The organism is Paenibacillus woosongensis, assembly GCF_009725165.1.
In the GTDB taxonomy this organism is placed as follows: Bacteria; Bacillota; Bacilli; order Paenibacillales; family Paenibacillaceae; genus Fontibacillus; species Fontibacillus woosongensis.
In genome coordinates this window covers 1-12,181 of record NZ_WNZW01000019.1, presented here as the reverse complement: position 1 = coordinate 12,181, position 12,181 = coordinate 1, and the positions used below count along the sequence as shown (strand labels likewise).

The 12,181-nt window shown below is 49.2% G+C and carries 10 protein-coding genes; 9 read left to right on the top strand and 1 reads right to left on the bottom strand.

The window, feature by feature from the left end; genetic code table 11:
• Positions 1 to 474 (top strand): SRPBCC family protein, encoded by a 474-nt coding sequence (locus GNP95_RS24300; protein ID WP_155613402.1) that lies wholly within the window; start codon positions 1 to 3, stop codon positions 472 to 474.
• Between the two features lie 139 nt (positions 475 to 613).
• Positions 614 to 1,240, top strand: a complete 627-nt coding sequence (locus tag GNP95_RS24295) for an SAM-dependent methyltransferase (protein ID WP_155613401.1) — start codon at positions 614 to 616, stop codon at positions 1,238 to 1,240.
• Between the two features lie 54 nt (positions 1,241 to 1,294).
• Here the strand turns inward: GNP95_RS24295 and GNP95_RS24290 are convergent, their stop codons facing one another.
• The gene (locus GNP95_RS24290) at positions 1,295 to 1,936 is read right to left on the bottom strand and encodes a polysaccharide deacetylase family protein (protein WP_155613400.1); all 642 of its coding nucleotides are present in this window, start codon (positions 1,934 to 1,936) and stop codon (positions 1,295 to 1,297) included.
• 201 nt (positions 1,937 to 2,137) lie between these two features.
• Here GNP95_RS24290 and GNP95_RS24285 point away from each other — a divergent pair, with 201 nt between their 5' ends.
• The 7 genes from GNP95_RS24285 (at position 2,138) to GNP95_RS24255 (ending at position 11,944) form a co-directional block, all read left to right on the top strand.
• Positions 2,138 to 3,703 (top strand): response regulator transcription factor, encoded by a 1,566-nt coding sequence (locus tag GNP95_RS24285; protein WP_155613399.1) that lies wholly within the window; start codon positions 2,138 to 2,140, stop codon positions 3,701 to 3,703.
• Complete coding sequence (locus GNP95_RS24280; RefSeq protein ID WP_155613398.1) at positions 3,696 to 5,492, top strand: sensor histidine kinase; 1,797 nt, start codon at positions 3,696 to 3,698, stop codon at positions 5,490 to 5,492. Before GNP95_RS24285 ends, GNP95_RS24280 begins: the two co-directional genes overlap by 8 nt.
• A 20-nt stretch (positions 5,493 to 5,512) precedes the next feature.
• Positions 5,513 to 7,048: a response regulator transcription factor gene (locus tag GNP95_RS24275; protein ID WP_155613397.1), complete on the top strand. Its 1,536-nt coding sequence runs from the start codon at positions 5,513 to 5,515 to the stop codon at positions 7,046 to 7,048.
• Between the two features lie 135 nt (positions 7,049 to 7,183).
• Entirely contained in the window at positions 7,184 to 8,872 is a 1,689-nt protein-coding gene (locus GNP95_RS24270; RefSeq protein WP_155613396.1) for an extracellular solute-binding protein, read from the top strand.
• A gap of 87 nt (positions 8,873 to 8,959) precedes the next feature.
• A complete protein-coding gene (locus GNP95_RS24265; RefSeq protein ID WP_155613395.1) occupies positions 8,960 to 9,919 on the top strand; it encodes an ABC transporter permease in 960 nt (319 codons plus the stop codon).
• 1 nt (position 9,920) lies between these two features.
• Complete coding sequence (locus GNP95_RS24260; protein WP_155613394.1) at positions 9,921 to 10,880, top strand: carbohydrate ABC transporter permease; 960 nt, start codon at positions 9,921 to 9,923, stop codon at positions 10,878 to 10,880.
• 53 nt (positions 10,881 to 10,933) lie between these two features.
• On the top strand, positions 10,934 to 11,944 hold the full coding sequence (locus GNP95_RS24255) for an endo-1,4-beta-xylanase (RefSeq protein ID WP_155613393.1): 1,011 nt from the start codon (positions 10,934 to 10,936) through the stop codon (positions 11,942 to 11,944).
• The last annotated feature ends 237 nt before the right edge of the window (positions 11,945 to 12,181 follow it).

Below are 12,181 nucleotides of genomic sequence, written 5' to 3'. Positions count from 1 at the left end.
TTGTTAGCAGACATCCGGCAAGCCCGGCAGGGATATACCGCGTGTTTCGAACGTCGGCTCGCGCATTCCGATCAGGAGGTCTGGTCCTGGTTGACGGAGAACGACAAACTGGGCCAGTGGTTCCCGGAGCTGCGGATCGACGATCTCCGTGAAGGAGGAGCAGTCAAGTTCGATATGCAGGACGGAACGTTCGAGGAGCTCAAGATTACCGAGTTCGAACCAGAATCTGTACTGGAATATGCATGGGGCGGCGAGGACCAGGTGCGTTTCGAGCTATATCCGGAGGCGGGCGGGTGCCGCCTCGTTCTTGTCGAGAAGCTAAGCGAAATTACGGACCATACTCCGAAGGATCTGGCCGGATGGCATGTATGCCTGAACGTCATCCAGAAATTGATGGATGGACAGGCTGTAGAAGGACGCTATGAAGAATGGAAGACATGGTACGAGAAATATAAACAAATTCTTCTGAAGTAAGGAGGGGCTCGCCTCTCTTTTTTTTGCGTATTCAACAACTTTTTGAAAGTTAATGAGGAGTCGTTGCAAGTGACTTGCAGGTTGAGTATGATGGGGGATCACAAGACAACGACAATACATGAAAATGAGGAATTTATCTATGGCTGAAAGAAAATACGATCAATCTCTGCGGGTCAGGACGGTCGGCATGAGGGAATGGCGGAACGGGACGAATTGCTATCATCGTTACGAGGCAACACCCTACAAGGCGCTAGATAGGTTGTTTCAAGTGTATAAACTGAATAAGACGGACCGCGTTGTCGACTTCGGCTGCGGACGCGGGCGGGTGCCATTTTATATTCACAATAAGTTCCATATTCCCGTCACAGGCATCGAAGTACATGAGAAGACGTATGAGGAGGCCCTTCATAACAAGGGGAGCTACAGGTCGCAGGCCAGGCATATCAGCGCACCAATCCGCTTGAAATATGGGCTCGCCGAGCAATATGAAGTGAAAGGGACGGACAATATCTTTTACTTTTTCAACCCTTTTTCCATTGAGATCTTCAAACAAGTGGTTTACAATATTTTACAATCGATTCAAGAGGAGCCGCGGATGGTCGACATTATCCTTTACTACCCCGTGGCGGAATACAAACAGTTCCTTCAGATGCACACCCCTTTTCAATTGATCACTAAAGTAAACGTCCCTGGTGCGGCCCATAAGAAGGAGAAATTTTTAATTTATCGGTTCAAAAATAATGGCAAACCAGATTCAGCCGAATAAGTTGAAGAAGAAAGGGAGCTGCATGCTGCAAGAGATGCGGCTCCCTTGTACAGGTTACACTTTCTTGGCCGGGGAGGATAGCTTGATTAATTCACTGATGGTGACGAATCGGTAACCCTCCGCTACCAGCTCTGCCACGAGGATCCGCACGGCATCTACGGTTTGCGAGCGGTCTCCGAAGCCATCGTGAAAGAGCAGCACGCTGCCTGGAGACAGACTTTCCCTCGTCTTCTCGACAATATGGTCTACTCCCGGCTGCTCCCAATCCATGGCTTCGCCGTTTACCGCGCCAGCCAGTATATACCCCTGGCTGCCAAGCAATTCCGCCGCTTGTTCGTTGTAATCAAAGTAAGGAGGCCGAAAGGTCAGTGGTTTGACGCCGATCATCTCCTGAATTAATCGCTCTGTCCGGATAATTTCTTCGGCACATTCCTCTGCGCTCAGTTTTGATAAATAAGGATGCGTGTAAGTATGATTGCCGATCTCATGGCCTTGGTTGTACACGGTGCGCGCAAGATCAGGATGCTGTTCAATCTGGCGGCCGATCATGAAGAAGGTCGCCTTGGCCTGGGCGCCAGCTTCCCGAAAAATATCCAGAATTTGCGGAGTGTACACAGGATTCGGACCATCGTCAAAAGTAAACGCAACGACCTTCTCCTCGGTATCGAATTTATGAATCAATGCAGTGCTGAACATCTTAGCAGCCCCTCTCTTTTAAATTGGCCTATCCTTTGATTAATGAGAATAGTATACCGGTAATCAATTCTGGATGTTTCTTTTTTATTCCTCCTTTGATAGAATCAGCCTTACTTAAGTATCTTAGAAAGCAGTCAAGACATTACTATTCATGAATGCGCTTTCAATTCGCGTGGGAATTAACTGAGGAGGCGGATTTATATGCTGAACGTATTGCTGGTAGACGATGAGCCCTTGGTTTTGGAAGGGCTAAAAACGATGATTGCCTGGGAACGATACGGCTTTCACATTTGCGGAGAAGCGCTAAGCGGCAGCGAGGCGCTCCGAATGATACAGGATCATCGCCCCGAGCTGGTGATCACGGACATCAATATGCCGAACCTGAGCGGCCTTGAGCTGATTGAGCAGTGTAACCGGCTGCTGCCGAAGCCTCCGAAATTCGTCGTGCTGAGCGGTTACGATGATTTTGACTATGCGCGCATCGCCATGCGGCAGAAGGTCGCGGAATATTTGCTCAAGCCGATCGATGATGAAGATATATATAGTCTGCTGGTCAAGCTGAATGCCAGTCTTCAGGAGGAACGGGCCGCGGAGCAAAGTCAGAGGAAGCAGCAGGCCTTCATCGTAAACAATATCATTAACCGTTTGATCCAGGGCGAGTCCGGCGAACGCCTGTGGCAGCAGGCGGCCAGTGCAATGAAAATTCGGGAGGAATCGGAATTGCAGTGTCTTCTGGTTGATGCCGCCCCGATGACTGTGGATTTGAACGCCTGGGTCGCCTCGTCATTTCCTGACGAAAGGGTTCATGCTTTTCAGGATTCCTCGGGCAGAACAGGTCTGCTCGTTCCATCGGAATGCCTCCCAGGCCGGGTGGAGGAAGCCGCTATGGAGCTGCATAAGCACGTATCCGTCAGCTCCGGGGAACCCGTCCTGGTGGCGATCAGCAGCAAAGGCTGCGGCATCGGATCGATCAGGGAACTGTACAGGCAGGCGGCTCAAGTGGTGCAGGTGAAGCGCGGCCAGGGCAGAGACGGCCTGTTTTATTTTTGCGGCGATTATCAGGGAGCAACGAAATTTGAGGCCCATAAAGAGAAGCTCGATCAGCTGTTAGATGCTGTCATGGCTGGGCATGTCGAGGACATCGACAGCTGCGCCAGGGAATTCATCGCTTCTTTTGCCTGCCGTGTGCCGGATATTGAGCTGACTAAGGCCTATGTCGTGAATCTGGAATGGATCATTTTCGAGCGGATCGCTGAACTGGGCGGAGACCCGGACAGGCTGATGGAAGAGCTTCAGAACGGGTATGGCTTCTTGGGAGAACTGGCGGACTATAGCATGATTGAGCGATACGTACTGCAGTTATGTGTCCGCGGGGCCTCCCGGTTAAACGAGCTTAAACGGGAGAATGAATCCAACACGATATTCCATGTCATTCAGTACGTGGACCGGGAGTTCCGCAGCAAGCTGCAGCTTCAGGAGCTGGCCCGGCAGTTTCATATGAATGCGACTTATTTGGGGCAATTGTTCAAGAAGAACACAGGGCAATCGTTTAATGCCTATTTGAACGAGAAGCGGATTGAGGAAGCCAAGCGCCTGCTGAAGCGAACACAGCTGAAAATTTCCGATGTTGCACTGCAGGTCGGGTACCCCAATACGGACTATTTTATTAATAAATTCAAGCTAAGTACGGGGATGCTGCCCTCAGCCTACAAGCAGGATGCCGGGACAAAGGCTGCTCCGGAACAGGGAGGATCCGCAGATGCTTGAGAGAAAGTGGAAGCTTAGAAAAATCGTAAACGATATCCCGTTGAACTTTAAGTTTCTGCTCATTTTTTTTGTTGGCGTGCTTCTGCCGATTATCCTTTTGAATCTTTTATTCATGGACCGCATGTCCCATCTGATTAAGTCAAGGGAGGAGCAGAACCTTGAGATTTCGCTGGAGCGGGCCCGAAAGGACATTCATGATTATCTTGATGGCGGTGTAGCTGTTAGTCATGCTTTGAGCAGGGACAAGACGCTGTACGAGATGCTGGATCAGACATACGAGGATCCGCTGGATTTCTATACGGCGTTTGACGAACAGCTTCGACATCGGGTAACGAGCTATATGCCGGTAAATAACCAGATTCAGCGCATTACGATTTTTACGGATAATGAGTCCATCGTAAGCGGAGGGAATTATCAGGTCATCAACGAGGAAGTGAAGAACAGCGACTGGTATAAGTTGTGGAAGAAGTCGAACGAGCGAGTGCTGGTTACGGCGTATCAGGCGACGGACAGCAGTGATAAGGCGTTAACGGCTCCCTACTTAAGCGTCATTGAGAAAATGGATTACATCGATCATTTCGATACGTACGACAAGCTGCTTCGCATCGATATCGATTTAAGCAAAATTTACGATGTGATTGTGCGGGAAAGGGACTATCTGAACCTCTACCTGGTCAATGAGCATAATCAGATCATTATGTCGGCGCAAAGCGGCTACCAGCGAAACAGCGTCGATCCCTACACTGTATTCAGGCTTCCAGAGCAGTACAGCAACGAGGATGTGCATATGGTTTCGATCGGTACGGCCAAGTATGTAAAGGGCTGGCGGCTGATCGGGATGGCGGAAGGCACGCGGATTACGAAGGCGATGCTCGATATGCGATTATTCATCGGCGCGATAGCTGCTGCTGTCACCTTGATGGCTACCATGTTTATCTATGTCATGCTGAGGTCTTACAACTATCGGGTTAAGCGGCTGTCCCGGCATATGCAGAAGGTGTCCAATGAGAAATTCGATCTGATCCAGATCGACGAAGGGCGCGATGAAATCGGCGGGTTGATCCGCAATTTTAACGGGATGACCGCCAAGATCAACGCTCTGATCAACAACGTATACAAGCTGGAAATTCAGAAGAAGAACCTGGAGATGGAACGTGTTCGTGCTGAGCTTAATTTTATGCAGAGCCAGATGAATCCCCATTTCTTGTTCAATACGCTTAACGCGATTTTGGTCGTCTGTACGAAGAACAACTACTCAGATGTGACTGATATTATTAAGAGTCTGTCAAAGCTGCTGCGGCGCCTGCTTAGCTGGAAGGAAGATCTCGTATCCCTGGAGGAAGAGCTGGTGTTCATTGAAATGTATTTGAAAATTGAGAAGTTCCGTTTTAGGGAAAAGTTCGATTATCAGTTCGAGATTGAGGAGGAAGCGCTAGGCTATAAAATTCCGAAAATGAGCATACAGCCGCTCGTTGAAAACGCCTGCAAGCATGGTATCCAGGCAATCGATGGGTTGGGCACAGTACGAATTAGCGCCACGGTGAAGGATGCCCGCCTGCGGGTTGTCATCGCGGATAATGGAAAGGGAATGGAGGCCGCCAAGCTGCGGGAGGTCATTCTTGCCGTGCGCAACGAGAGCTCCTCGGGAACGAGCATTGGCATTCGCAACGTGTATCGCAGGCTGGAGCTGTATTACGACGATCAGGTGCGCTTTGACATCGTCAGCCGGCCTGATGAAGGAACTGAGGTAAGTTATGAAATTCCGCTCAAGCTTCTAGATCATACATAACCAAGGGGGAAGGGAACGATATGACTTTCAAGGTGCTCTTGATCGACGATGAGCCCGGTGCGCTGGAAGGGATGCAGCTATGGATCGACTGGCCAGGCATCGGGTTTGAGGTGTGTGGAACCGGGAGCAACGGGATTGAAGGACTACGGCTGATCCGGGAGCTACAGCCGGATTTGGTCGTAACGGACGTCAATATGCCTCTTATGGACGGACTGGAAATGATTGCGGCCTGGCAAGCGGAGGGTGCGCGCAATGTCCGCTTCGTTATTCTCAGCGGATACAGTGATTTTGAATATGCCCAGAAGGCGCTCCGTTATGGCGTCAATCGTTACTTGTTGAAGCCGATCATTCCTGAAGAGGCTTTGGATGAATTGGCGGAAATCCATAAGGAGCTGGCACAGGAGAAGGAGAGGCAGAGTTTAAGCCAAATCGCGTCTTACGAGGAGATCGTAACCTGCATCAGGGATGTGCTGCAGAACCAGGCGCAGGACCAGGCGGCATGCTCGGTACTAAACCGCGTATCGCAAGCACGGGAGACGTGGAATTTCTGCCTCGTGCAGACAGAAGGAGCCGCGTTTGCTGAGCTGCGGAGCAGGGCGGCTGCCCTGCTGTATCAGGAAGAAGCGATGTATTTAATCAATTTGGATATGAACCGCTTCGGCATCGTATATGGCGAACGTTGTCAAGCAGAGGCGCGTTCTGCAGACCGGCTGTTTCAGGAGCTGGTGCAGCTTTATGCCGGGCAGCGCGTCTTTATGGCCGCGGGCGAGGGCGGGAATACCTTGCTGCAGATCGGCCATAGCTACCGTACCGCGAAGGAAGCGATGATGTATAAATTTTATGACACAGGGTACGACCGCGTTCTGAGGTATGAGCAGATTGCCAAGCGTCCTTTGAATTACCACTATGACCAGCTGCAGCTGGCAGAAGGGATCATTGGCGCGGTTTCGCTTCTGGATCAGGATGCCTTCAGGGAAACGGTTGAGTCGGCAGCCCGTACCTTCCGGGAAATTTTCGTGGCTCCGGAAATTGTCAGGAAGATCGTGATCCACATCATGTGGAGAATTATGGAGTACTTGAAAGAGACGAGCGATCCGGAGACAGAGCTGCTGCTCGAGAAATACGGGCTTCCCGGTTTATCGGATTCGGTGCTTATAATGGACGATTTGCTCGAGCTGCTGCAAGCCTTCGGAATGGATAGCATCGAGCTGCTTCTACGGGAGCAATCCAAGCAATCACAGGGTATCGTGCAGGAAATCAACGATTACATTCGCGAGCATTACCGCGAGCGCCTCACGGTGAAGAAATTAGGCGAAATTTTCTACATGCATCCAGCATATCTGGGTCAGCTGCTGCTGAAGAGGAACGGAATCAGCTTTAACGAGCTTGTGCATAATCTGCGAATCGAGGAGGCGGTGCGCTTGCTCGAGCAGAGCGAGCTGAAGAACAGCGAAATTGCCGAACAAGTCGGATACAGCCATTATGGCCAGTTTTTCAAGCAATTCGAAATCCGGATGCGGATGTCGCCGAGCGAATATAAAAGCAGCAGGTTCTAATATTTTTAGGGTTAATCCTTTAATTGTGCTATAGTTCGGCTCTGACAGCGCTTCTAAAATAAAGATAGGTTACATGAAAGGGCTTACAAAAAAGTGGCTTGTGTAGCTAAAAAATTTGCGGAGGTGCTTTTTTACATGGGGGGTAAGTCTAAATCGTTGTTTCGGCTCGGCACGATCCTGCTACTATCGCTCAGCGTCATTCTGTCAGGATGCAGCGGCGGCGCGAAGTTGGGTGGAGGCAAAAATACTCCGGAGCAATCAGCGGGCGAGAACAATGGCGGTAAGGTAGAACCATTTGAAATCAGCGTCTTTATTGGAGAGGCCGGTCAACAGCCAACACCAGACAACAAGATATACAAGATGATTAAAGAAGAGACCGGTGCTTCCTTCAAATTTGAATTTTTGGCGGGTGACATTGATCAGAAGCTGGGCGTTATGATTGCAGGCTCGGACTATCCTGATCTGATGACGGGAAATACAAAGCTGACTGCAGCAGGGGCTTATATCCCTCTAGAGGATTTGATTGAGGAACACGCTCCAAACTTGAAAAAGCATTATGAAAGATACTGGAATATGATGAAGGACCCAGATGACGGTCATATTTATATTCTTCCGAACTATGGCGTTTTGAACGGCGACCCTGTCAGCAACTGGTATGCAGGACCGGCCTTCTGGATCCAAAAGGCGGTATTGGAGGATGCAGGTTATCCTCAAGTCAAAACGCTGGATGAATACTTTGATTTGATCGCCAAGTACAAGGAGAAATACCCAACGATCGACGGAACCCCGACCATTGGTTTCGAGATCTTGAACTATGACTGGAGAAACTGGGGATTGTTCAACGCTCCGCAGCATTTGATCGGTCATCCGAATAACGGCGGCGTTGTTGTAGAAAACGGCAAAGCGGAGATTTTTGCCGATAAGGATTACGCGAAGCGGTACTATCAGAAGCTGAATGAAATGAATGCAGCCGGATTGGTCGATAAAGAGGCATTTACGCAAAACTTTGACCAGTATATGGCCAAAATTTCAAGCGGCGCCGTTCTCGGCATGTTTGACCAGCATTGGAATTTCCAACAAGCTGAGGAATCTTTGATTACACAGGAGAGGTTCGAAAGAACTTATATCGGTCTTCCTCTCGTATACGATACAAGCATCAGGGATCACTACAAGGATCGTCCGGCACTGAACCTCAACAACGGTTTTGGTATCAGTGTCAACGCGAAGGATCCTGTCAAGATTATTAAGTTAATGGATCGCTTGATCGAAGAGGACTGGCAGAAAATTCTCCTTTGGGGAATTCCAGACGAGGACTACTACGTCAATGAGGAAGGCCGCTTCATGAAAACGCAAGAGCAGCGCGATAATTTTAATGACGGCACCTGGAAATTGGGCAATAAAGCGGATGCTTGGGTTAAATTTGCACCGAAAATGGAAGGTTTTTTCTCCGATGGGAACTCCACGGATGCAGCCGCTCAACCTGAGGAATTCAAGGCTGGGTTGAAACCGTATGACAGGCAGTTCCTTGAAGCTTACGGCTTCGACAGCCCGGTTCAATTCTTTAGTGAGGCACCGGAGAATGACATTGCTTATCCGGCTTGGTCCATAGACTTGGTCGATGGATCCGAAGCGAAAATTGTAAATACGAAGCAAAATGAATTGTCAACGAAGTATTTGCCGAAAGCCATTCTTGCCAAACCAAGCGAATTCGATAAAGTGTGGAACGAGTATGTGTCCGAAATCGGCAAGCTGAACATCAAGGCGTATGAAGATCGTATTAATGAAGTATTGCAGTGGAGAACGGATACCTGGTCAGTGAAATAAGGCATTGGGGTTGAATCGGAAGGTGGAGGGCGGACTTGCTTTTGTCTCCCACCTTCCGCAATTACAGGTTTTGGGGAGAAAACGCTTATGGATGAGACATTAACGAAAAACCGTACCGTCCGGAAGTCTAAAAAAGAAAAGAAAATGACCTGGTCCCTCATTAAAAGCCAGAGTCAGCTGATCTATATGTCAGTGCCACTTCTGGCTTACATTGTTTTATTCGCCTATGTTCCAATTTGGGGTTGGACCATGGCCTTCCAGGACTATAAGCCGGCGCGCAGCTTCGGTGATCAGAAATGGGTAGGTTTTAAACACTTCGAATTTTTGTTTAAAGACGACAGTTTTTTGCAGGTACTACGAAATACGCTTGCGATGAGTATTATTAATCTAATTCTTGGCTTTACAACCGCGATCATATTGGCTTTATTGCTGAATGAAATCAAGAAAATATTTTGGAAAAGAACCGTGCAGACGATATCCTATCTGCCGCACTTTTTATCTTGGATTATCGTAACTGGAATTGTAGCGACCTCGCTAGCTTCAGACGGAATTGTCAACGACGTCCTGCTTAAGCTGAATCTGATTAAAGAGCCCATTCAATGGCTCAGCGAAGGCAAGTATTTCTGGGGTATTGTCGGTGCATCGCATGTGTGGAAAGAAGTCGGCTGGAATACGATCATCTATTTGGCCGCCATGTCCGCGATCGATCCCGCACTATACGAAGCCGCAGATATTGATGGAGCAAGCCGTTATAGGAAAATGCTCCATATTACGCTGCCGGGCATAAAACCAACGATTATTATTCTGTTGATCATGTCGATCGGTCATATTCTCGAAGCCGGCTTTGAAGTTCAATATCTGCTAGGCAACGGCCTTGTGCTCGACTGGTCGCAGACCATAGATATTTTCGTGTTGAAATACGGGCTTGCTCAAGGCAATTACTCACTAGCTACTGCTGCTGGTATATTTAAAACGGTTGTTAGCGTGACCATGCTGCTCTTTGCAAACTGGATGGCTAAACGACTAGGGGAAGAGAGGCTGTTATAGTATGGCAAATTATTCAACCACCCCAGGACCAGCAACTGCTGCGGCAGTCAATAAACGTATAAGAAGAGGACGGATAGAGCCGATCATCTTTCATACACTCAACACGATATTCATGATCATCTTGGTCATCGTCACCTTGTATCCATTTCTGAACACGATCGTCGTATCCTTTAATGCTGGGAGCGATACGATCCGTGGCGGATTATATCTTTGGCCAAGGGCATTCACCTTGCAGAACTACAAGGCGGTTTTCGTTTCGGGAACGATATATAACGCATTTGTGGTTTCGGTAGCCAGAACGGTGCTTTCGACCTTGCTGAATCTGTTCCTGACCACGATGCTGGCTTACACGCTGAGCCGGCGGGAATATGTGTTCCGCAAGCCGATTACCTTCATTTTCATCCTGACGATGTACTTTAACGCCGGTCTGATTCCAGGCTACTTCCTGATGAAGGACCTGCACTTGATCAACACGTTCTGGGTGTACGTAATCCCTTCAATGATCAGCGCGTTTAACATGATTGTTATCCGTACCTATATCGGATCTATTTCCGAAAGCTTAGTCGAGTCGGCGAGGATCGATGGAGCCGGTGATTTCAAAATTTTCTGGCAGATCATCTTCCCGCTCTGCAAGCCGGTGTTGGCCACTATTGCATTGTTTGTTGCTGTCGGGGCGTGGAACTCCTGGTTTGATGCCTTTATTTACACCTCTTCTAGGCAGGAACTAAGCACCTTGCAATACGAGCTGATGAAGCTGTTATCCTCGAGTATGAATGCTAATAACAATCCTTCAGTAGCTGCAGGGGCAGGCATGACTCAGGGGGCAGCCACGCAAATGGTGACGCCTTTATCGATTCGGGCTGCGGTGACGGTTGTGGCTTCCGTGCCTATTCTGCTGGTGTATCCATTCATGCAGAAATACTTCGTCGTCGGTTTGAACGTAGGGAGTGTTAAAGAGTAACGGAACTGGGGCATGCAATGCCTGGACTAATCATCAGTCAGGAGGAAGCTATTTTGACGAATAGAACACGTACGGAAGCGGCATTGAAGGATATTTTTGCAGATGATTTTCGGATCGGTGCTGCCGTCAACCCGCTGACCATACGGACGCAGGAGGAATTGCTGGCTTATCATTTCAATAGCATTACGGCGGAGAATGAAATGAAATTCGCCAGCGTACAGCCGGAAGAGGGGGCCTATACATTCGACGAGGCGGATCGAATAGCGGCGTTTGCCCGGAAGCACGGCATGGCTATGCGGGGACACACCCTGGTGTGGCATAACCAGTCCACTGGCTGGCTGTTTGAAGATAAGCAGGGGAACCCGGTAGATCGGGCAACCTTGCTCGAGAGGATGAAATCTCATATCCACACGGTGGCAGGCCGTTATAAAGGCGAGATTTACGCTTGGGATGTGGTGAACGAGGTTATCGCGGACGAAGGGGATGACCTGCTGCGCCGTTCGAAATGGCTGGATATTGCCGGACCGGAATTCATTGCACGGGCATTTGAATATGCGCATGAAGCCGACCCAGGCGCAGCCCTCTTCTATAACGATTACAATGAATCTCATCCAGGGAAGCGCGATAAGATCTATACTTTAGTGAAGTCGCTACTGGATCAAGGTGTGCCTATTCACGGCATCGGCCTGCAGGCCCACTGGAATCTATACAGTCCTTCATTGGATGACATTCGCGCGGCAATGGACAAATACGCCAGCCTCGGTCTGCAGCTGCAGCTGACTGAACTGGATATGTCGATGTTCCGGTTTGATGACAAGCGTACCGATGTGGCGGAGCCAACGGCGGAAATGCTCGAGCTCCAGGCCGAGCGATACGAAGCTATCTTCAGATTGCTGAAGGAATACAGGGATGCGATTACTTCCGTGACCTTTTGGGGAGCGGCGGACGACTATACCTGGCTGAACGATTTTCCAGTGCGCGGGCGAAAAAATTGGCCATTCCTGTTTGATGAACAGCATGATCCAAAACCGGCTTTTCATCGGATCGCTGCGCTTAAAGGCTAATCATCTTCGCTTTAGGATATTGGGGTCCTATGGAGTGAAGCATAGTGCCAGGGCAGAGTATACGGGGAAGTCGATATCTATTTTCTATAAAAAAAGGGAGTCCTCCGGACCAATGTCATTAAGTTAGGGCGCAGATCCAAATATCGTGAAAAGAGCAGGTTATCGAAAAGATAGCCCGCTCTTTTTTTGCATGCAAAAGAAAAAAGGACTTGACAAATGGATGGAAGTGTGTGGCGA